Below are 22,849 nucleotides of genomic sequence, written 5' to 3'. Positions count from 1 at the left end.
CAAATACTCTTACTCTGTTTATATACTATACCAAGCATGTCTTATGCTCTTAGCGTTGAACCAGCTAATTGGTGGGTGGGCATGAAAAAAAATACAATTACGCTAATGTTGCATGAACAAAACATTGCAAACACCCAATTTAAGCTTTTACCTTATCAAGGAGTTGAGCTGGCCAATATTACGCGCACCGAAAACCCTAATTACGTATTTTTACATATAGCCATTAGCGATACAGCCCAAGCAGGCACATTAAAATTTAATAGCAATGGTAAGAATAATTTCATTTTCTCTTTACTTGAGAGAACAAAAAATAGTGCTGTGCGAGAAGGTTTTAGCAGTAAAGATACTGTGTATTTAATTAATCCTGACCGTTTTGTAAATGGCGATAAACAAAATGACACCGTGAGCGGTATGTTGGAGGAAGTAAATCCAACATTTAAAGGAGGGCGACACGGTGGTGATATACAAGGTGTTATTAATGCATTGCCATATTTAAAAGATTTAGGTGTAACGCAGTTATGGTTAACGCCAGTGCTTGAAAACAACATGCCCGATTACTCTTATCACGGTTATGCTATTACTGATTTTTATAAAGTAGACCCACGCATGGGTTCTAATTCACTTTATAAATTGCTCTCAGTAAAGGCCAAAGGGCAGGGGATTGGTCTTGTAATGGATATGGTGCTTAATCACTTTGGTGCTGAGCATACATGGATGAAGGATAAACCGAGCAAAGATTGGATCAACTTTAATGGCGAATTTGAAAATGGTAAAAATGCGACAAGCCATGCCCGCCAAACAATTCAAGACCCACACGCAAGCGATTACGATAAACGCCAGTTTAACGATGGCTGGTTTGTAGCCAGCATGCCGGATTTAAACCAGCGCCAACCACTCTTGAGCGAATATTTAACTCAAAATGCGATTTGGTGGATTGAATACGCAGATTTAAGTGGTATTCGCGTTGATACTTACTCTTACTCAGATAAAGCATTTTTGAGCGATTGGACAAAAGCAATTATGCAAGAGTATCCGGATTTTAATATTGTAGGAGAAGAGTGGACCTCTAACCCTGCTATTGCCTCTTACTGGCAACGTGGTAAGCATAACCAAGATGGCTATACATCAAGCCTACCAAGCGTTATGGACTTTTCGTTGCAAGAGTCGGTAATTCAAGCGCTAAATGAAGATGAAAGTTGGAACACCGGTTGGGTTAAAGTATATGAATCGTTAGCTAATGATTTTTTATACCCTGATACCAATAACATTATGGTATTTGCAGATAATCACGATATGAGCCGCGTTTACACTGAACTTGGCCAAGACGAAGCCAAAACTAAAATGGCAATGACCTTGTTTTTAACCACACGAGGTATAGCCCAAATGTACTACGGTACGGAAGTGCTATTAGATAACACCCCAAGTAAAGACCATGGTGATATTAGAATAGACTTCCCAGGTGGATTTAAAGGCCAAACTCGTAACGCCTTTACGGGCGAGGGGCTAACAAAACAGCAAAAAGAGATGCATAAAACAATTAGCACCTTGCTTAACTTTAGAAAAAGTAGCCCAGCACTTGATAAAGGAAAGCTTGTACACTTTACGCCTCAACAAGGTGTGTATAGTTACGCGCGTATTAGCGACGAGCAAACTGTGTTGGTATTTATGAATAAAAACACAAAAGAGCTAACTAAGAATATTGAGTATATGCAGGAAGTAATACCAAAAAATACCAAAGCACTTAACTTATTCACCCACAAAACACAGGTGTTGGGTAATACAGTTGCTTTACCGGCAATGAGTGCAACGGTATTAATTATAAATACCTCTCAATAGTTTACCTGAATACGTATGCAGCAACTGTATGGTTGCTGCAGTAATCTTTAGTATAAAGTTAATAACAATACTGACAAAAAAGACACACAATGAAAAAATCAGTTTATGTACCCGCAGTACTTTGTAGTGCACTTATTGCTACAGGGTGTTCAGAAAACAACAAACCTGAACAACAACAAACACCCGCACACATGCAAAATGAGCTTACCAAGCCGGTTGTATATCAAGTATTTACCCGTTTGTTTGGTAATACTGAAACTGCCAATGTGCCATGGGGCACTAAAGAGCAAAATGGTGTAGGTAAATTTGCCGACTTTAACGATGCAGCCCTAAAAGGCATTAAAGAGCTAGGTACAACGCACGTTTGGTATACCGGTGTGTTACACCACGCCTTAGTAGGCGATTATACCGACTATGGGATCTCACAAGATGACCCCGATGTAGTAAAGGGCCGTGCAGGTTCACCGTATGCAATTAAGGATTACTACGATGTTAACCCCGACTTAGCCGTTAATGTGACGAACCGTATGGGAGAGTTTAGCCAGCTCATTGAGCGTACACACAGCCATGGCATGAAAGTAGTTATTGATATAGTGCCTAACCATGTTGCCCGTAATTATCAATCGCTAGGCAAGCCTAAAGGCGTTAAAGACTTTGGCGAGCAAGATGACACGACTAAAGCGTACGATAAAAACAATAATTTTTACTACGTACCAGAGCAGTCTTTTCAGGTGCCAACATCGCCAGAGTATAAAGTGCTAGGCGGGAATGCTCATCCTCTTGTTGATGGTTTTTTTGATGAAACACCCGCCAAATGGACAGGTAATGGTGCTCGATCTCCAAAACCAGATATGAACGATTGGTACGAAACAGTAAAAGTGAATTACGGTGTAAAGCCTGATGGCAGCTACGATTTTGCTCAGCTGCCAAACGACTATAAAGACAAGGATTACCGTGCTCACTACGAGTTTTGGCAAGATAAAGAGCTCCCTAATAGCTGGTACAAATTTAGAGACATAGCGCTATTTTGGTTAGATAAAGGCGTTGATGGCTTTAGATACGACATGGCCGAAATGGTGCCTGTAGAATTTTGGAGTTTTTTAAATTCGTCGATAAAAATGCAAAAAAGCGACGCCTTTTTATTAGCCGAAGTGTATAACCCGCTAATGTACCGTGCGTATATTCACCAAGGTAAAATGGACTACCTTTACGATAAAGTGGGCTTTTACGACACATTAAAAGCCATTATGCAGGGTAAGCAAGCTGCTAATGCTATTTTTGCTGCCCAAAGCCAAGTTACTGATATTGAAGCACACATGCTGCACTTTTTAGAAAATCATGATGAACAACGTATCGCAAGCCCCGACTTTGCAGGTAATGCTGCTTGGGGTAAACCGGCCATGGTGGTTTCAAACTTAATGAGCCGCGCACCCACGTTATTATATTTTGGCCAAGATGTGGGAGAAGATGGTTTAGAAAACGCAGGCTTTGGCTTACCAACCCGCACCAGTATTTTTGATTACATTGGCGTGCCAGCGCACCAAGCATGGATGAATAGCGGTAAGTTTGACGGCGCTAATTTAACAAAAGAGCAAGTAGCACTTCGTGATTACTATAAAGCCATTCTGTCACTTAATAGTTTACCTGCAGTGGTGGGCGGTGAAATGAGTGAGCTTAGCGTTACAGGAAGTGAGCGAGTTGTAGGCTTTACCCGCAAACTTGGCCAACAAATGCTTTACGTATTAAGTAACTTTAGCGAACAATCTCAAACAATTACGGTTAATTTATCAAAAGTGCAATTAGCGGGACTCAGCGAATACACTCAATTGCATGACTTACTTGAGCAGCATAGCACCGAGATTACATCAGGGTCTCAAGGCGCAACCTTCACACTTACACTTGATGCATTTAGCAGCGCAGTATTAACAAATAAGGCTAATAATGAATAATCAAAATAATAGCGACAAGCCAACTCTAAGCTTTTGGCAAATATGGAACATGTGTTTTGGCTTTTTAGGCATACAGTTTGGTTTTGCCCTGCAAAACGGTAACGTGAGCCGAATATTTCAAACCCTTGGCGCACAAGTGGATGATATTCCTATTTTATGGGTAGCAGCACCGCTAACCGGTTTAATTGTGCAACCTATTATTGGTTATTGGAGTGATAAAACGTGGTGTCGTTTTGGTCGTCGTCGTCCATTTTTCTTTTTGGGTGCAATATTAACAACCATTGCATTGTTTATTATGCCGCATTCGCCAACATTGTGGATTGCTGCTGGTATGTTGTGGATTATGGATGCGTCAATTAACGTAACCATGGAACCATTTAGAGCGCTTGTAGGCGATAACTTGCCAGAAAAACAACGCGCTACCGGTTACGGGTTACAAAGTTTTTTTATTGGAATAGGTGCAGTTTTGGCATCAGCACTGCCATGGATGATGACAAATTGGTTTGATGTGAGTAACACGGCAGCTATTGGTGAAATACCAGACTCAGTTAAGTACTCATTTTACTGGGGTGGCGTTGTTTTACTAGCTGCTGTGTTGTGGACTGTTGCAAAAACAAAAGAATACACACCTGAGCAATTAGCTAAATTTGAGGCACAAAAAGGGCCAGTTGTAACGGCTGAAATTGCTGATATTAACTACAATAAAGGCGGCATTATATTTGTTGTATTAGGCCTTGCAACACTTGCCCTAGTGATGGGCTTAGCGCTTGAAAAAGAACTTTATTTATTAGCGGGTGGCTTACTTGCCTTTGGCATTGTGCAGTGGATAGCTGGTTTATTAAAAGCTAAAAATCACACTCAAGGGGGCTTTTATCAAGTAGTGCAAGATGTATTTACAATGCCAACTGCGATGAAGCAATTAGCTTGGGTGCAATTTTTTAGTTGGTTTACCTTATTTGCGATGTGGATTTATACCACGTCGGCAGTAACAAGCTTTCATTATGGGAGTAGCGATACAACATCAAAAGCGTTTAATGATGGCGCTGATTGGGTCGGTATTTTATTTGCGGCTTACAATGGATTCGCTGCTATTGCCGCAATGTGCATTCCATTCTTAGTTAAAAAAATGGGCTTAAAAGGCGCGCATTGTTTTAACTTATTACTAGGCGCATTAGGCCTTGCCAGCTTTATGTTTATAACAGACCCCAAAATGCTGCTTATTCCTATGATTGGTGTTGGTTTTGCGTGGGCTTCAATATTGTCACTGCCTTATGCAATGCTAAGTAACTCATTACCGAGTAATAAAATGGGTGTTTATATGGGAATATTTAACTTCTTTATTGTTATTCCACAGCTACTTGCAGCCAGTATTTTAGGGCTTATTTTGAGTCATGTGTTTTCTAATCAGCCCATTTACGCTTTGTTAATTGGTGCTGCGTCATTTGTATTAGCAGCCATTGCTGTTATGCGCGTTAAAAATTCTAATTAAGAGTAAAAAAATGAAAAACTATAACCTAATTACTATTTCATTATTAGCACTTGGATTAACTGCATGCGGTGCTCAAAATACGAATCAGTCACAAACAGTACAAACATCTAAAACAACTGCGCCTGGTGCTCCGGGCAGCGACCCGTTTTGGTCATACGCAGGTAAAACAGGGATTGGCACATCGTACGAGCAATACCAAAATGGTCATTACACAAGTGATGCACCAACAGGTGTAGTATCAAAAGTCTGGTTTTCAATTGCTAAAGGCATGATCACCGAAACTATGTTTGGCCTTATTCATCAAGCACAAATAAAAGATATGCAATTTGTGGTAACAGGAAAAGACTTTACTGTTAGCGAAGCAGACGATCTTGATGTCACTATTGATTATCTATACAAAGACGAGCAAGGCCGTCCGTTATCACTTGCTTATAAAATAGTAAGTAAAGATAAACAAGGCAGATTCACTCTTGAAAAACACGTTTTTACCGATCCTGATGGGCAAAGTTTATTTGTTCGTAGCGTGTTTAATACCGACCTTAAAGACGTTAAAGCCTATGTTGTGGTAAATCCATATATTGATAATAACGGCCTTGATGATTTTGCAAAAACTACCGAGCAAGGTTTAGTTGCTTGGCAAGGTGACAACTACTTAACATTGCAAGCAAATACTGAATTTGGCGCAAAAACGGTTGGCTTTACGGGTGTAAGCGATGGTTTGGATGAGCTTAAAAAGTCACAATCATTAAATACCAGCTATAGCAATACTGGTGAGCAGTCAGGTAATGTCAGTTTACTTGCTGAGCTTGGCAATATTGAAAGTAATACCACGTTTGATTTAGTACTGAGCTTTGCACATAACGAGCAACAAAGTGCAGAGCAGGGCGCCCAAACATTAGCAAAAGGTTATCAAAGTGTACTTGATAACTACAATGGTAAAGGTGCGGCATTTGGTTGGCAAGATTACCTACAAAGCCTTACACCTATTAATAAAATGACGGGGCAAACGGCCGATAACGGTAAGTTACTTTATACCAGCGCAATGGTATTAAAAGCACAAGAAGACAAAACGCACGCAGGTGCGCTTATTGCGTCGTTGTCTAATCCGTGGGGCGAAACCGTATCGGCTAAAACAGGCTCAACTGGTTATAAAGCCGTGTGGGTACGAGATTTCTACCAAGTAGCTATGGCATTTATGGCACTGGGTGATACAGCTACAGCAAAAATAGCATTCGAATACCTTGAAAAAGTTCAAGTTAATAGCAAAACGCCAGGTAACAATGGCGATACAGGCTGGTTTTTACAAAAAACACATGTCGATGGCGAACTAGAATGGGTGGGTGTACAGCTTGATCAAACTGCGATGCCAATTATGCTTGCGTGGAAATTACACCAAGCAAATGTACTTAGTGATGCCGAGCTTAAAGACTGGTACGCACGTATGTTAAAACCAGCGGCGGATTTTTTAGTCGAGGGCGGCCTTGCTAAAATTTTGTGGAACGACACGCAAATTACACCACCGGCAACACAACAAGAGCGCTGGGAAGAGCAAAGCGGTTATTCGCCTTCAACTACAGCCGCAGTAGTAGCAGGCCTTGTTACAGCCAGTGATATAGCAGCGCTTAGTGGCGATGATAAAAACGCACAGCGCTACCTTGCTACGGCTAAAAAATACAGCAACGACATTGAATCGCAAATGTTTACCACCGAGGGTAACTTAAAAGGCGAGAATAGCGATGGTGAATACTTTATCCGTATAGGCCAAGATACCGATGCAAACTCAAACACTAAAATTAACGCAAACAACGGGCGAGAAGGCTTTAATAAAAAACAGATTTTAGACGGTGGCTTTTTAGAGTTAGTACGCTATGGGGTACGTGATGCACTTGCACCAAGCATTGTAAAAACGCTACCAGAATACGATGACGAAACACTCGCTGACAATCTACAAGTAAAATACAGCTTTAAATTTAGCGATGGTCGTGGCTCATTTGCAGGTTATCGTCGTTATGGCAACGATGGCTATGGCGAAGATGAAGTAACCGGTACAAATTACGCAGAAAATGGAAGTAATACACCTGGCCAACGTGGACGTGTATGGCCGTTTTTCACCGGTGAACGTGGTCATTATGAAATAGCAGCAGCCAATGCCAGTAATACATTCAATGACGTAAAACAAGCTGAAATTAAAAACAGTTACGTTAAAGGGCTAGAGCAATTTGCCAATGAAGGCATGATGTTACCAGAGCAAGTATGGGACGGCGTTGGTGTAAACAAAGCAGGTTATATACTGGGCGAAGGAACTAATTCAGCAACACCTCTAGCTTGGACACACGCAGAATACATTAAGCTGGTACGCTCACTCAGTGATAAACAAGTATGGGATCACTACCCAGTTGTTAAAAAAGCACTAAAATAGTAATTGTTTCATATTTTTAAATCCGCGAATTTAAAAGCCATGGTTTAAAACCATGGCTTTTTAGTATCTGTGACCCAAGAGTTGTTAAGCTGCCCTCCTTGCTTTTAGTTCATCAAATCTGATTATCCATAAAGCGTATGTTCACCTCAATCGGAACACTTTTATTGTGGCTGGTTGATCTTTCAGGATTTAAATGTGTTTTATCTAAATGCGGCTTAACCGAGGCGTAAGGAGTGTAACCTAATGGAGCTGGTAACGGCTCCTGCGCTAATATAATGACTTACATCGCCTATGGTGAATAACCTCGACCCATAAGCGCCAATTTGCCTAAAATCAGACATACTGCTGTAAATTTAACCTGAAAGATAAATAGGCTCTAGTTAATTTATATCTATTTAACCTGAATTCTGGTTAAGAGATTTATGAACATATTGAACCACAATGATAGTTAAACTTATTTATCTCAAGCAGTTATTATCCAAAGTTCAGGTTATTTAATAACGATAAATATGACAACTTAATTTTTATTTACGTGTAATTTACTCGGGTTGTATTGCCAGTGCTTCGCTTTACCGTATTAGGGTAGTCAATGGGTGTAACTAATTTGTAACCTGTTAACAGGTAGTAAATAAAGCTGTTTTACATGCCTCTGACAACCCACACAAATTGAAAGGTGATACCCGTGCAAAAAATAAACACAATAACTTTGGCAATCGCACTTGCTTGTTCGTTGCCTAGTATTGCTCAAGAGTCTTTAGCAGATCAAAGCAATAGTAACGAGGTTAAAAAAAATGACACTGCATTAGAAGTTATATCGGTAACGGCGACTAAGCGTAAAACAAGGTTAATGGAAACACCCGTCGCAATTACAGCGTTAACATCGGCACAATTAAAACAAAGTGGTGTTAATAATATAAGGGATATAGCAAATCTTGTACCTGGGCTTGATATATCAACGGCAACAGATCAATCAGCACCAGTTATATCTATGCGAGGCGTGCGCTCTACCAATATTACTGAACTTGGCGACCCTGCTGTTGGCGTGCATTTAGATGGAATTTATTCACCAAGAATGCAAGGTGCTTTAGCGTTAATGTACGATGTTGAGCGTATTGAAGCACTACGTGGACCACAAGGTACGCTGTTTGGCAGAAATTCGACCGTTGGTAGCATTAATGTTATTTCTGCAAAACCTGATTTTACTGATGATTATGGTAGTGTAACGTTAGAAGCGGGCAAATATAATACACGCAGTGCGGAAGGTTTTTATAACTTTTCAGTTAGCGACGATTTTGCGGTCCGTATTGCAGCTAAAGGGTTAAAACGTGATTCTTATTTGGAAGGTTATTACGATCCTAACCAATACGATACTCGCAGATTAAGTGATGCAGTACTAAATACAGACGTTATTTCACAAGATTCATATCAAAACATTGGCAGTACACTTACTCAACGAGAGAATTGGTGGATAGATGCAGCTGGTACCAACCCAGAGTCGCAGCAAGTTCGCGCGTTAACAGAAGCTGACAAATCAGATTTTTATAATAGTGCTAATGAGTATTCATTTAGAGTAAGTACGTTATGGTCGCCTTTAGATGGTAATTTCACCAACCATACCGTATTTCAAAAATATGTTAACGACAGTGGTAATAATGTTGATTTGGTAAACTGCGATAAATTACGAGGTCGCCCAACAGAGTACGGTGGCGATTGTTCAAACTTTTTACCTTCAGATAATACATATCAAGCGGTTGTGAATGTACCCGGTGAACTTAAATTAGATATAACGTATTTACGTAACACTCTTAATTATGCATTAACAGACGATCTTGATTTAGTGTGGTTAGTGGGCTTTGAAGACATGGAGCGCTCCTCAAAGCAAGATAGCGAAGCGGGTTTAGATGTTTGGGATGGTGCAACTTATTTTTTAGACGGTACTGGCGCTAAATCTTATTCTACAGAGCTGCAACTACAATCATCAGATATGACTGACCTTACTTGGATTGCGGGCGTTAACTATTTTCACGAAAAAACCACAACGCTCGGGTATTACGATAATCCAATGGACGATAAAGTATTTTGGGACCAACCTGATAGATCAACCGATGCATTCGCATTTTTTGCACAAGCTACGTATAAAATAACCCCCAAACTGCACGCCACACTGGGATATCGCTTTAGTGATGAAACAAAAGAAGATAAAGGCGGGCGCTCTTATCGTTGCTCAAATGCAGATGGCTGCGCGCCGGGTTGGTTTAATCGTACTGATTTAAATAACTTGCCAGCAGATTACTTTGAAGATCCTACTATTTACGCATCATTTTTTGAAAATGACAACAAAGGCAGTTGGACGCACCATGACTTTAGAGTGGGTTTAGATTACGACTTGAGCCCCGATACAATGCTTTATACTTATTTAGCAAGCGGCTTTAAAGCCGGTGGTATTGGCGATGTGTTTGAAGTAGTAAACGATAGAACCTCTGAAGTAAATCGATTCGAAACGCAATTTGATCCAGAAGAAGTATTAACATGGGAAATAGGCGCTAAATCGAGCTTTTTTGATAACTCGTTAAATCTACAAGCTGCATTTTTCTACACAGATTACACAGACATGCAGTATGCATCTGTTGGTTCTATTGGTAACGTTGAGCGTCTTTCTGCTGTCGAGGATAATGATGGTAGGCCTATTTTGGATGTCTCTGGAAACCCTGTATTAGATTACATAAATCAGCCTGTTATAGCGTATTACACACAAAATGTACCTGGTTCTACTATTAAAGGAATTGAGCTCGAATTTGATTGGAAGCCATACCCAAATGGTCGAATTACGGGATATGTAACCTGGACAGAGGCTCAAGTAACAGACGACTGGTTTACAAAGTGGGATTACGATGCTGAGTATTTATTTGATATTTCTTATGAGGACTCACTCAATCCTGAAAATCCTTTGTTACAAACTAATTTAAAAGGCAATGACTTGGCGATGACGCCTAAATTTACCGCTAATTTAAGTTACACGCATAGTTTTGATTTTGGTGAATACGGGTTTATACACAGCTGGTTTAATGTAAGTTGGAAAGATAAATCATATTCAACAGTTTGGAACGTTGATAAACACCTCGATGATATGGAGTTTGCCATCTCTGATGAAGCCACGCGTTATATAGATGACTCCCGTGATAGCTTTGCAATGTTTAATGCCTCTTTAAAATATGAACCGCAAAGCCAAAAATGGTTTGCAGAAGCGTTCATTAGTAACGCCAGTGACGAAACTGTTCAGCATTGGAACAGTACCTCTAAAGGCTTTGCTAAAGGCAGTTTTGGTATGCCTAGGTACTATGGTGCAAAAGTAGGGTTTAACTTTTAACCTATAGTGTTAAATATAGTATTAAAACGTACGTCCTGTGCTTTAAGCGGTTGTGTAATTACAGTATTTGACGTGCATTTAAATCTTAATAGAGATCATTAAATATGTATAAAAAAATAGTCGTATTCATTTTACTAAGTGCGTTGTTAGTACCTGATGTACTAGCTAATAGTTTTAAAGATAATTTTACATGGGGTTTTGATTCATCAATATGGACACCCAGATCAGGCGATAATGGCAGCCCATTTGGCTGTACATTTGAACCAGGTCTAATCTCACCAAGCTCACATGGCATAACACTGGTAGTTGATAACAACAAATGTGCTGAGCTACAAAGTACAAATACGATAACCTATGGCAAAGTACAAGGAGCATTAAAAACAGGGAATACCCCAGGGACTGTATCATCTATTTTTACCTATACCTCATGGTTTGATGAGCCAGGACGGGCTTGGCAAGAAATTGATATTGAATTTTTACCTTCACTTGGCAATGTTGTTCATACCAATATTATTTATCAGCCAAATGGCGGGGTATATCAAAGTTGGGAAGAAGATATTGATTTAGCACAGTTTGGAGTAAACATTCAAAATGAGTTAGTAGAAATAGGATTTGAGTGGAGTGTAAATCAAATACGCTGGTTTATTTATAATAGCCAAGGTACAGAGCAAACAATTCGCGTTATGTATAAAGACAATGGTGATGGCAATTTAACAAATAACGAAATTCCTGCTTATGCATGGCCGGTTGATAACACCAAGTTGATGATTAATCACTGGCATGGTGATAACTCAGAGCAAGCTTATTATTTTCCAGGTCAGTATTATCAAAGCTCTGCTTGGGCATACTATGACTTCATTCAGTACACGGCTAACTAATTAAGCTCACTTTGTCGTTCTACAGTACTTTGTTTAATTGATCACTACATTAAACGTTGTGTGGTTCGTTATTTTATTACGGCTAATTAACCTGAACTCTGGATAATAAACCTATCTTGAGCAGCTATTTTCAGCGCTAACTGCGTTAAATTTACTTGCAGTAGGCCAGCTATTGACGTGTAAATTCGCCTTGTTTCACTGAAAATCGCTGGTTAGAGAGAATAAATTTAAATATCACCATGATTCAATATGTTAGCAAATCTCTTAACCAGGGTTCAGGTTAATTACATAAAATCGCAAGGAAGCGTTTTTCGTAATAATGTTAGCACGAATGGCTAACAGCATTAAAAATCAAGTTATAAAAACTCTAAGGATCCCTAAATGCTTACTATTAATCGTCGTTTTTGGCGAAATACTTTTCCTGCTTTGTTAAGCGTATGTACTTTAAGCGTTAGCGTAATGGCTACAGAATCAGTAGATTGGCCAATGGTTAATACGCAATTAAAGCCTAATCTATCGGTTGAGCACCAAATTGATGAGCTTATGGCGACAATGAGTATTGAGCAAAAAGTAGCGCAATTAATTCAACCAGAAATAAGCTATCTCAGCGTTGAAAAAATGCGAAAGTATGGCTTTGGCTCATATTTAAATGGCGGTAATTCAGCACCATACGGCAATAAAACCGCAGATTCAAAAACGTGGTTACGCTTTGCTGATGAAATGTATTTAGCCTCAATTGATAGCTCGCAAGACCAAAGTACAATACCCACCATTTGGGGCACAGATGCTATGCATGGTCATAGTAATGTATATGGTGCAACGTTGTTTCCTCACAATATTGGTTTAGGTGCAGCTAACGATGCAGAATTAATAAAAAAAATTGGCAAAGCAACAGCAAAAGAAGTTTCAGTAACCGGTATTGAATGGAGTTTTGCACCCACAGTTGCTGTAGTAAGGGATGATAGGTGGGGACGTACTTACGAAAGTTATTCAGAAGACCCTGATATAGTTAAACGTTACGCAAGTGCTATGGTGTCAGGTTTACAAGGTGATATAAACGACGATTTTTTAAATGGTTATCATCGTATTGCTACGGCAAAACACTTTGTGGGTGATGGCGGCACCGAAAACGGTATAGATAGAGGTAATACTGTGATTGATGAAAAAACACTGAGAGATATTCACGCGGCGGGTTATTTTTCGGCGATTGAAGCGGGTGTGCAATCAGTCATGGCCTCGTTTAATAGTTGGAATTCAAGACGAGTTCACGGCAGTAAATATTTATTAACGACTGTACTGAAGAAAAAAATGGGGTTTGATGGATTTGTTGTAAGTGATTGGAATGCGCATAAATTTGTAAAAGGATGCGATCTTGAACAATGTGCCGGTGCATTTAATGCCGGTGTCGATGTAATGATGGTGCCAGAACACTATGAGGCATTTTATCACAATACAGTTAAGCAAGTTAAGCAAGGCGATATAAAGCTTGAGCGAATAAATGACGCGGTTAGGCGTTTTCTTCGCGCAAAAGTGCGTTGGGGATTATTTACCAAGGATAAGCCATCGAGTCGTGCAGAATCTAAAAATACAGACTGGTTAAATGCCCCAGAGCATAAAGCTTTGGCACGTGAGGCTGTTAGAAAGTCTTTAGTATTATTGAAAAATAATACACTAAAAAATAATCAAAATGTGTTACCAATTTCTCCGCGTAGCAAAATATTAGTGACAGGTAATGGCGCACATAATATTGCCAAACAAGCGGGTGGTTGGAGTGTATCATGGCAAGGAACTGATAATACCAATGCAGATTTTCCAAATGCAGTGTCTATTTTTGATGGTTTAAAAGAACAAGTACTTGCCGCTGGTGGTGAAATTGAATTATCGCAAAATGCACAATTTAAGCAAAAACCCGATATAGCAATAGTCGTGTTTGGCGAAGAGCCTTACGCCGAGTGGTTTGGCGACATACAAGGGCTTGAATATCAGCAAGATAATAAAAAAGATCTCGTTTTATTAAAATCGCTGCAAGCACAAAACATTCCGGTAGTGAGTGTATTTATAAGCGGTCGTCCGCTTTGGGTAAATAAAGAGATAAATGCGTCGGATGCGTTTGTAGCCGCATGGTTACCGGGCTCACAAGGGCAAGGTGTTGCTGACGTTTTACTTTTAGATAAAAACGATGCTGTTAAATACGACTTTACAGGTAAATTAAGTTTTTCGTGGCCAAAATTTGACGACCAATTTATTCTCAATAAAGGCGATAAAAACTACGATCCTTTATTTGCTTATGGTTATGGACTTAGTTATAAAGAACCTAAAAGTGTAAAAAAACTATCAGAAAAAACCAGTCCAAAAGCTAATGAAAGTGACAGCCAAGGCACCTCATTTTTTGTTAGAAACTTAGCACCTAACGTTCGCTGGGCGTTATCAGACCAAACTCAAACCAACATGATGACTAAAAGCTCATCAGCCATGAGCGCCGACGGCAAAAGTATTTCTATGCAATCGGTTAACTTAGCGTATCAAGAAGATGGCAGACAGTTTGTTTGGAATAATACACAAGAGATTGCCATAGTGAGTTTACGTTTTGAACAAGCAACGACAGAGTTTAAAGACGTTGATAAACAGTTCATACAATTTGATATACGCGTTGATGATGTGCAATCGGATGTTGTTGAGCTTCGCGCAATGTGTGGGGAACAAGTATGTTTGACTAAAATAAGTCTAATGACTCAACTTACCCAGTTAAAAAATAAAGGCTGGCAAACTGTCGCTATAAAGTTGGGATGTAGTGCAGCGCAAACAAAGATGAACGAAGTCACTGAAATACTTAGTATTAATGCTCAGCATCCACTCAATTTAGCAATTGCGAATGTTGCGTTAGTGAAAGCGACACAGAGTAATAGCCTTATTATAGGCTGTAATGATTTATAAACTTTAATCGGGTTTAATACCTGTTTTCATTTTATTAGGATAGATGTGAAATTAGAATCTCGGCGTTATTTATTTTGGGCTTTTCAGTTGAGTGGTTGGGGGATTTATGCGCTTTTAACTGAAATAATGATAAAGCTACCTAGTAACGAGCCTTGGCAAATTCATATTCCGCATTTGTTACTCGACACCTTATGCGGGCTTTTCATAACGCTTGGTTTAAGGAAGTGTTATTTGTTCGCAAGAACAAAATCGGCAAACATAAGTATTCCACTGCATGTTTCAGCGCTGTTGATTGCAAGTATAGTGTGGACCGCTTTTAAATGGGCTGCTTTGCAGTGGTTTTATGGCCATTGGTGGTCAGCGATGAGTTGGTTTGACTTTGGCACCTGGAGTACGGCGTCACTTACTATGTTAGCAACATGGACGGGGGCTTATTTTGGTATTACATCTTACCTTGATAACCAAGCGCAAAAACAAAAAGCTGCTGTTGCTCTTAACTTAGCAAACGAAGCACAGCTTAAAATGCTGCGTTATCAGTTAAATCCTCATTTTATGTTTAATAGCATTAACGCAATTTGTACGTTAATACTAAAAAAAGATAATATGCATGCAGTTGATATGCTTGAAAAACTATGCGATTTATTACGGTATAGTTTGTACACCGATCCGCTTGCTAAAATAACAGTGCACGAAGAAGTACAAATATTAAATACCTATCTTGATATAGAGCAATGCCGTTTTGGTAATAAGCTGAATGTAAACATTATTACCGAATCTCACTGCGATGACTTTTTAATTCCTTCTATGCTTATTCAGCCTTTAGTTGAAAACGCTTTAAAGCATGGAATGGATCAAGCTCAAAACATAACAATAACGCTAAGAATAGAGCAAAAGAATAATACGTTGTCTATTTCTGTTTTAGATACAGGCAAAGGTTTTAACACAAATACTAATTCTCAAAGAGGAATAGGCTTAAAAAATTGTGAACAACGATTAAGCTTAATTTATCCTCAAAATAATAAATTTAAAACAGGTAACAACGAACTGGGCGGAGCGTGGGTTAATATGGCAATTCCACTTGAGCGTACACAGGAGAATATGCATGCAGCTAAAAACACTGATAGTTGATGATGAGTACAGTGCTATAGAAGGGTTGATGATAAGGCTTGAAAGCTTTCCTCAAATAGATGTTATTGGCCATGCTAATAGTGTAGATGACGCCGTAAGTATTATAAATAAAACCCAACCAAACCTTATTTTTTTAGATATAGAAATGCCTGAAAAATCAGGCTTTGAGTTAGTTAAATACTTTATTGGGAATTATTGCCCTGCTGTTATTTTTGTTACAGCTTTTCATCAGCATGCAGTGCAAGCTTTTGAAGTTAAGGCGGTAGATTATTTGCTCAAGCCGGTTAAATTGCAGCGCTTAGCTGAAGCTATTGAGCGCGCAAGTGAACGTTTAAGTAGCGTGGTTAACAAGCAGCAATTACTTGAAATGCGCGAAAGTTATTTAAACGCGCAGCAACCAAGACTCACCAACTCAACAAAAATTGAAACGTTAGTTGAGGCTAATAACTTAATTATACAAGATGGTCGAAACCCTATACAACTTGTACCTTACAACGATATTTTATGTATAGATGCAGCAGGTGATTATATGTGTGTACATACTCAACAAGAAACATTTGTGATGCGCGCTCGAATGAAAAGTCTCGAAAAAGATACACTCCCAGCTGATTTTGTACGCATACATAAATCAGCTATCGTAAATCTGAAGCATGTAAAGCGTTTAGAACCTCTGCGAAATAGTGAGTACAACGCTATTTTAAAAAATGATAAATCTATGAAAGTAAGCCGTACTTACAGCAAAGAACTAAAAAGTCGATTACTTAAAAACTCTGGTTACTTATTATCACAGAGTTTGAATTAGAAATAATGGTTTCAGTGGCAATTATATTGCTCAATTATTTTATCTTCTTCATTCTCTGGTTCAAGAATGAAACTAAACCAGTAGCAGATAGACGAAGTGATGAAAAAGCAGAACTGCACGTCCTGGTTATAAAAATGAAAGGGTTTAATGAATAAAGCCTCGCTATAAAGGGTTTAATGAATACGTAAATAATTTAAAGCTTGAATTCAAGAGTCCTAATGATTGGGAGTTAGTAATGAATATTGATGAAAATAAAATAGATGAAGCTGCATTAGCGTTGATGTATCTCACATTACATGAGCACAATCGAGCTTGGAAGCAAGTTGATTGGGAAGTAACCAACCGGTTGTTTGAAAAAGGTTTAATCTGTAACCCTATTGGTAAAGCTAAATCTATCGTATTAACGGTTGATGGGCTTAAACAATGTGAAATGTTATTTAATAAGTTATTTGTAAAAAATGAGCCCTAAAGTTTACAATTAAATTAACTTGAGCCTCTGGCAATTAACAGCGGCGGTAATAAAGTGCTTTGCACTTCTTCCCCGCGTATGAGTTTTAATAAATTTTCAACTAGCATTTGTCCTGCAACCGTCGTATTTTGCTCTATGGTCGTAAGTGGTGGGTTTACATAGCTCGCAATAGCAATGTTATCAAAGCCGACAACAGCTACGTCTTTAGGTACCTTGATATTTGCTTCTTTAAGCGCTCGTATTGCGCCAATGGCGATTAAATCGCTTGCAGCGAATAAGGCGTTAAACTTTATATTATTAGCAATAAGGGAGCGGGTGGCGTGATATCCAGATTCTTCTGTAGATATAGCGTTGGCCATCTTTCTTTCGTTTATTGTTACTTTATTAGCAAGTAGCTCATCTTTGAAGCCTTGAAAGCGTGCAAAAAATTCTGGACTATGATCTGAAGCATCACCTATAAACGCACAATCGCTACGATTATGTGCAATAAAATGGGCTGCAGCTTGCTTACCTCCACCATAGTTATCACAGCATACGGTTAGATCAGGGCGGTTATCAACCGTTGCTCCCCAACATACAAATTTAGTATTTTGTTCAAGTAGACTTTTAAACTTTGGTTGAAAGTCGATGTAATCACCATAACCTAATAAAATGATGCCATCAGCTCTGTGGCTATCTTCGTAGTCAGCTTGCCAATCAGCACTAGCAGATTGAAATGAAACTAATAAGTCATAGCCTTCTTTAGCGCACGCGCGAGTTATGCTACCTAGCATAGCCAAAAAAAATGGATTAATTTGTGAGTCATCTGAGGTTGGGTCTTCAAATAATAACAACGCGAGTGTACTACTTTGTTGCGTGCGAAGATTACTGGCATTTTTATCTACTTTGTAGTTAAGTTGTTTGGCTACATCGTGAACACGTTTGCGTGTTTCTTCATTAACCAGAGGGCTATTACGTAAAGCACGAGAAACGGTTGATTGAGACACTCCAGCATAGTGGGCAATGTCGAATGAAGTAGCTTTACCTTTCATTGTTACAACTTAATTAAAGTAATAAATAATTGTGCCATTCTCGTTTATTAATGGATTTTTTCAAGCTTTTTATGGTTAAAGGGATTTATTTATTGATTTGACCATGACACCGGTGTCATAATGTGGGCGTTTTATCATTTTGTTGTCAAAACGTATTGGCTGTCTATATTCTTATAGGCAGCATTTTTACTGTGATAGCTGCTTTAGGGTGATAGCCTAAAGTAAATAAATACCAATGGTTTACCGTTGTAGAATAATAAGCATTAATCGCTTAAACAAAAGAGATAACACCATGAGCTTACACGCTTCTACCAAATTTGATCCTATCCTAGTTGCTGATGTCGGCGGCACCAATGCTCGTTTTGCTCTAATTACAGCTTTTGACGAGGCAAAAAACCAATTTATTATAGAGCATAACAACACATTTCCCAGTGCTGATTTTGGTTCGCTTGAAAATGCATTAGAGCGTTACTTATCAACCATCTCACATATTAAACCTAAACGCGCATGTTTAGCAGTTGCAGGCCCTATAAAAGCAGGGCAAGTGCATTTAACTAATTTAGGCTGGCATTTTAGTGTTAACGAATTTAAACAACATTTTAATTTAGAAAAATTAGATGTTATTAACGATTTTGCTGCTTTTGCGTATGCGTCGCCTTATTTAGATCCTCTGCAAAATGTGACTGTGAAATCAGGACAAGCTGATGAAAATGCAAATATTGGTGTAATGGGCCCCGGTACTGGCTTTGGTGCTGCGTGTTTAGTAAGAACAGCTCACTCTACGTCAGTATTAAGTTCTGAAGGTGGCCATATATCGCTTGCGGCGGTTAACGAATTAGATACCGCACTAATTACAGAACTCAGAAAAGAGCATCAGCATGTATCTTTAGAAACCGTATTCTCTGGTCCAGGCATTACACATTTATACAAAGCAATGGCTGCAGTTAAAGGTGTTACTGCAAAAAACCTTGATGCGGCGCAAATTAGTAGCTTAGCTAATAGTGGTGAGTGTGAAGTGTGCGATGCAACTCTCAATCAATTTTGTGATTGGATAGGCAGCGTGGCAGGTGATTTAGCATTGGCTTATGGCGCATTAGGTGGTTTGTTTATTGGTGGTGGTATTTTGCCTCGCATGCAATCTCGCTTACTTGAAAGTCGTTTTGTTGAACGTTTTTCGCAAAAGGGTATTATGTCGCAATATACAGGGCAAATTCCCGTAACGCTTGTAACGCAAGATAACATCCCGTTAATTGGTGCCGCAGCATGTTTGCACAACAGTAAATAAGGTCGTTTCCTTGTTTGCATTTGGAAAATAGAGTGATGAAAAAAGTAACAATCAACAGCGTAGCAAGCCATGCTGGTGTTTCTAAAAAAACGGTATCACGCGTTTTAAATAACGAACCTAATGTTAGTGTGGCTACGCGTGAAAAGGTGCTTGCAGTATTCAAAGAGCTTGATTATACCCCAAACCCAATAGCACGTGGGCTTGCTCAAAATCGCAGTTTTATCATTGGTTGCCTCTACGATAACCCAAGTAAAAGTTACATTACGCGAGTGCAAACAGGTGCGCTAGCTGCTTGCCAAGAGAATAATTACAACCTTTTAATTCACCCTTGTGAATTTAGAGGTGAAGCTCTTATCAACAATATTGAGCAATTATTACAAACATCACGGTTAGATGGAATTGTTCTGACGCCACCATTTGGTGATTTTGCTGAGTTGGTTAATTTTTTAAAATCAAAAAAAATTCCTTATGCCAGAGTGGCATCAGCAATATTAGAAGATGATTCAATCTCTGTGCGCAGTAATGATGAGCAAGGTGCATTTGAAGTAACAGAACATTTGATAAGCCTTGGTCATAAGTCAATTGCTTTTATCAAGGGGCATCCAGATCATAGTGCTACGCAACAACGATTTAAAGGTTATAGACGTTCGCTTGCCAGCCATGGTATAGAATTTAACGAACGCCTAGTAGAGGAGGGTAACTTTAGTTATCACTCTGGTGTGGATAGCGCACGTAGTATTTTAGATTTGTCACCAAGGCCAACCGCTGTATTTGCTTCAAACGATTACATGGCTGCAGCAGTACTTAAATTAGCAACTCAGCGTCAATTAAGAGTGCCTGATGATATTTCAATAGCAGGGTTTGATAATGCACCGATTGCACGCCATATTTGGCCAGGATTAACAACAATTGCACAACCTGTTGAGGAAATGACTAAGCAGGCTGTTACTCAACTTATTTCTCATATAGCACAGCCTCAAGATGAGCCATTTCAGGTAATTCTTGAATCTCGTTTGATCACACGTGAATCAACAGCTCAAGTTAAAAAATAGTCTAAATTCTTTTTCACAGTAGCCCGAATATGAGTGACGCATATTTGGGTCTTTTTTATTTTTATAAACTTGCTAAAAAGCCGCTTATACCTAAAAATTATAATGTTCATTAATCGGTCATGTTAAAAAGTTAGTCTATTTTTATTACTCAGGGTTGACACCGGTGTCATGGTCATGCGTTAATACAGTGACACCGGTGTCAGGGTTGTTGTGAGAGGCTCCCTGGTAGCGTACCTTTGAACGGGTAAATCAAAGATGCTCAGTACAGTTATTTACGTGGAGTCTGTAATTGCTACTGAGCCTTTATCCTCTAACTAATAGAGATGAGTTAAATTATGTTGCACCCTCGTATTCAAGAAGTTACCCAGCGCGTTGTCGAACGCAGTAAAAATACCCGTCAAGCCTATTTAGATCGTATTTCGCACGCAAAAAAACAAACAAGAGTTCGTGCTGGATTAGGTTGCGGTAATATTGCGCATGTTATGGCTGCATGTAGCAGTGATGACAAAGCCCGCTTAAAGGCTGATGAGCAGCCAAATCTTGCTATTATTAACTCATATAATGATATGTTATCGGCTCATGTGCCATACAAAGACTATCCAGATTTAATTAAAGACATTGCAACAAAATACGATGCTACAGCTCAAGTTGCTGGTGGCGTTCCTGCAATGTGTGATGGTGTTACGCAAGGGCGTGACGGCATGGAGCTTTCGTTATTTTCTCGTGACGTAATCGCTATGTCTACAGCAATATCGCTTTCGCACGATGTGTTTGATGGCGTTTTTTGTTTAGGCGTTTGTGACAAAATTGTTCCTGGTTTATTAATTGGTGCATTGTCGTTTGGTCATTTACCTGTGTTCTTTTTACCAGCAGGTCCAATGCAATCAGGTATTCCTAACAAAGAAAAAGCACGTATTCGTCAAAAATTTGCACAAGGTTTAGTCAGTCGCGAAGACTTACTTGAGGCTGAAAGTGCGTCTTATCACAGCGCAGGTACGTGTACGTTCTACGGTACTGCCAATTCAAACCAAATGTTAATGGAAATAATGGGCTTGCACCTTCCAGGTAGTTCGTTTATTAATCCTTACACTGAGCTTCGCGATGGCCTTACTGGTAATGCTGTAGAAACCATGCTTAAGCAGCTTACCGATGATAAAGAAAGTCCGTGTTTAGCCGATGTGATCAGTGAAAAAACGATTATAAACGGTTTAGTGGGCCTGCTTTCTACAGGTGGCTCTACTAACCATGCAATCCATATTGTTGCGATAGCAAAAGCTGCCGGCATTCAGGTTACGTGGAAAGATATGTCTGATTTATCAGAAGTTGTACCACTGCTTACACGTATTTATCCTAACGGCTCAGCTGATGTAAACCACTTCCAAGCAGCTGGCGGTATGGGTTTCTTAATGCGAGAGCTAGCAAGCGCTGGTTACTTACACACAGACGTTAAAACAATGCTAGGCGATGGTTTAGCACCTTACATGACAGAGCCTCGTTTAGATAAAGACGATAGCTTGATCATGAGTAACTCAACCGGCCCAACTAAAGTTAAATGGGTAGATTGCCCAGCAAACTCACACGATGAAGAAGTACTTCGCCCAGTGAGCAACCCATTTAGTAAGCAAGGTGGTCTGCAACTTCTAACGGGTAACTTAGGTAAAGCTGTTATCAAAGTGTCAGCGGTTGCTGAAGAACATCAGATTGTTACTGCTCCTGCGAAAGTATTTAGCTCACAAAGTGCTCTGCAAGATGCATACACGCGTGGCGAATTAAACCAAGACTTTATTGCTGTGCTAAAAGAGCAAGGCCCTAAAGCGAAAGGCATGCCAGAGCTACATAAGCTAACGCCAGTAATGGCAACGCTTCAAGATGAAGGCTTTAAAGTCGCCATTGTTACTGACGGCCGTATGTCGGGTGCATCTGGTAAAGTACCTGCAGCTATTCACTTAGCGCCAGAGGCTGTTGAGGGCGGTATTATAGCTAAAATTCGAGAAGGTGACTTAGTGACGCTTGATGCGCCAAACGGAATTTTGAAAGTACATGTTAGCGATGAAGAACTTGCAAAACGTGAACTAGAACTTAGCCAACCAAGTGCAACATTTGGTACGGGTCGTGAATTATTTACAGGGTTTAGAAATATCGTAAGCAGTGCCGATTTAGGGGCGAGTGCTTTTGGACTTGAATAAAAATTAGCCATACTGGGTAATGAG

The 22,849-nt window shown here is 39.4% G+C and carries 14 protein-coding genes; 13 read left to right on the top strand and 1 reads right to left on the bottom strand.

Annotated elements, in window-relative coordinates; genetic code table 11:
* Positions 1 to 36: 36 nt before the first annotated feature.
* The 10 genes from P20495_RS17315 (at position 37) to P20495_RS17360 (ending at position 17,271) form a co-directional block, all read left to right on the top strand.
* A complete protein-coding gene (locus P20495_RS17315) occupies positions 37 to 1,836 on the top strand; it encodes a glycoside hydrolase family 13 protein (protein ID WP_374700021.1) in 1,800 nt (599 codons plus the stop codon).
* 89 nt (positions 1,837 to 1,925) lie between these two features.
* Positions 1,926 to 3,785, top strand: coding sequence for an alpha-amylase family protein (locus P20495_RS17320; RefSeq protein WP_008134067.1), 1,860 nt, complete (start codon positions 1,926 to 1,928; stop codon positions 3,783 to 3,785).
* Positions 3,778 to 5,274, top strand: a complete 1,497-nt coding sequence (locus tag P20495_RS17325; protein WP_007375372.1) for an MFS transporter — start codon at positions 3,778 to 3,780, stop codon at positions 5,272 to 5,274. Before P20495_RS17320 ends, P20495_RS17325 begins: the two co-directional genes overlap by 8 nt.
* 10 nt (positions 5,275 to 5,284) lie before the next feature.
* The gene (locus P20495_RS17330) at positions 5,285 to 7,693 is read left to right on the top strand and encodes a glycoside hydrolase family 15 protein (protein WP_008134065.1); all 2,409 of its coding nucleotides are present in this window, start codon (positions 5,285 to 5,287) and stop codon (positions 7,691 to 7,693) included.
* Between the two features lie 682 nt (positions 7,694 to 8,375).
* Positions 8,376 to 11,060, top strand: a complete 2,685-nt coding sequence (locus P20495_RS17335) for a TonB-dependent receptor (RefSeq protein WP_008134064.1) — start codon at positions 8,376 to 8,378, stop codon at positions 11,058 to 11,060.
* A gap of 104 nt (positions 11,061 to 11,164) precedes the next feature.
* The gene (locus P20495_RS17340; protein WP_007375369.1) at positions 11,165 to 11,938 is read left to right on the top strand and encodes a family 16 glycosylhydrolase; all 774 of its coding nucleotides are present in this window, start codon (positions 11,165 to 11,167) and stop codon (positions 11,936 to 11,938) included.
* A 381-nt stretch (positions 11,939 to 12,319) separates the two neighbouring features.
* Positions 12,320 to 14,872 (top strand): glycoside hydrolase family 3 protein, encoded by a 2,553-nt coding sequence (locus P20495_RS17345; protein ID WP_008134063.1) that lies wholly within the window; start codon positions 12,320 to 12,322, stop codon positions 14,870 to 14,872.
* 45 nt (positions 14,873 to 14,917) lie between these two features.
* The gene (locus P20495_RS17350) at positions 14,918 to 16,000 is read left to right on the top strand and encodes a sensor histidine kinase (RefSeq protein ID WP_007375367.1); all 1,083 of its coding nucleotides are present in this window, start codon (positions 14,918 to 14,920) and stop codon (positions 15,998 to 16,000) included.
* A complete protein-coding gene (locus P20495_RS17355; protein ID WP_008134062.1) occupies positions 15,975 to 16,802 on the top strand; it encodes a LytTR family DNA-binding domain-containing protein in 828 nt (275 codons plus the stop codon). Before P20495_RS17350 ends, P20495_RS17355 begins: the two co-directional genes overlap by 26 nt.
* Before the next feature lie 235 nt (positions 16,803 to 17,037).
* Complete coding sequence (locus tag P20495_RS17360; RefSeq protein ID WP_008134061.1) at positions 17,038 to 17,271, top strand: DUF6429 family protein; 234 nt, start codon at positions 17,038 to 17,040, stop codon at positions 17,269 to 17,271.
* A 14-nt stretch (positions 17,272 to 17,285) separates the two neighbouring features.
* Here P20495_RS17360 and P20495_RS17365 read toward each other — a convergent pair whose 3' ends face one another.
* Entirely contained in the window at positions 17,286 to 18,302 is a 1,017-nt protein-coding gene (locus tag P20495_RS17365; protein ID WP_007375364.1) for a LacI family DNA-binding transcriptional regulator, read from the bottom strand.
* A 292-nt stretch (positions 18,303 to 18,594) separates the two neighbouring features.
* Between P20495_RS17365 and glk the strand changes: the two genes are divergently transcribed.
* From glk to edd, 3 genes are all read left to right on the top strand, one after another.
* Positions 18,595 to 19,587 carry a glucokinase gene (gene glk, locus P20495_RS17370; RefSeq protein WP_008134059.1) on the top strand — a complete coding sequence of 331 codons (993 nt, stop codon included), beginning with the start codon at positions 18,595 to 18,597 and terminating at the stop codon, positions 19,585 to 19,587.
* Positions 19,588 to 19,622: 35 nt separating this feature from the next.
* Entirely contained in the window at positions 19,623 to 20,639 is a 1,017-nt protein-coding gene (locus tag P20495_RS17375; RefSeq protein ID WP_007375362.1) for a LacI family DNA-binding transcriptional regulator, read from the top strand.
* 335 nt (positions 20,640 to 20,974) lie between these two features.
* Positions 20,975 to 22,825 carry a phosphogluconate dehydratase gene (gene edd, locus P20495_RS17380; RefSeq protein WP_008134057.1) on the top strand — a complete coding sequence of 617 codons (1,851 nt, stop codon included), beginning with the start codon at positions 20,975 to 20,977 and terminating at the stop codon, positions 22,823 to 22,825.
* The last annotated feature ends 24 nt before the right edge of the window (positions 22,826 to 22,849 follow it).

It is taken from the genome of Pseudoalteromonas sp. BSi20495 (assembly GCF_000241185.1).
Lineage (GTDB): Bacteria > Pseudomonadota > Gammaproteobacteria > Enterobacterales > Alteromonadaceae > Pseudoalteromonas > Pseudoalteromonas fuliginea.
The sequence above is the reverse complement of the archived record's forward strand: the minus strand, read 5'-3'. Positions and strand labels throughout refer to the sequence as shown.

Bases quoted from the DNA above. Each gene is read 5' to 3' on its own strand.
- P20495_RS17330 (WP_008134065.1), top strand. From the start codon at position 5,285: ATGAAAAACTATAACCTAATTACTATTTCATTATTAGCACTTGGATTA.
- P20495_RS17320 (WP_008134067.1), top strand. From the start codon at position 1,926: ATGAAAAAATCAGTTTATGTACCCGCAGTACTTTGTAGTGCACTTATT.
- P20495_RS17345 (WP_008134063.1), top strand. From the start codon at position 12,320: ATGCTTACTATTAATCGTCGTTTTTGGCGAAATACTTTTCCTGCTTTG.
- edd (WP_008134057.1), top strand. From the start codon at position 20,975: ATGTTGCACCCTCGTATTCAAGAAGTTACCCAGCGCGTTGTCGAACGC.
- P20495_RS17360 (WP_008134061.1), top strand. From the start codon at position 17,038: ATGAATATTGATGAAAATAAAATAGATGAAGCTGCATTAGCGTTGATG.
- P20495_RS17325 (WP_007375372.1), top strand. From the start codon at position 3,778: ATGAATAATCAAAATAATAGCGACAAGCCAACTCTAAGCTTTTGGCAA.
- P20495_RS17365 (WP_007375364.1), bottom strand. From the start codon at position 18,302: ATGAAAGGTAAAGCTACTTCATTCGACATTGCCCACTATGCTGGAGTG.
- glk (WP_008134059.1), top strand. From the start codon at position 18,595: ATGAGCTTACACGCTTCTACCAAATTTGATCCTATCCTAGTTGCTGAT.
- P20495_RS17375 (WP_007375362.1), top strand. From the start codon at position 19,623: ATGAAAAAAGTAACAATCAACAGCGTAGCAAGCCATGCTGGTGTTTCT.
- P20495_RS17355 (WP_008134062.1), top strand. From the start codon at position 15,975: ATGCAGCTAAAAACACTGATAGTTGATGATGAGTACAGTGCTATAGAA.
- P20495_RS17315 (WP_374700021.1), top strand. From the start codon at position 37: ATGTCTTATGCTCTTAGCGTTGAACCAGCTAATTGGTGGGTGGGCATG.
- P20495_RS17340 (WP_007375369.1), top strand. From the start codon at position 11,165: ATGTATAAAAAAATAGTCGTATTCATTTTACTAAGTGCGTTGTTAGTA.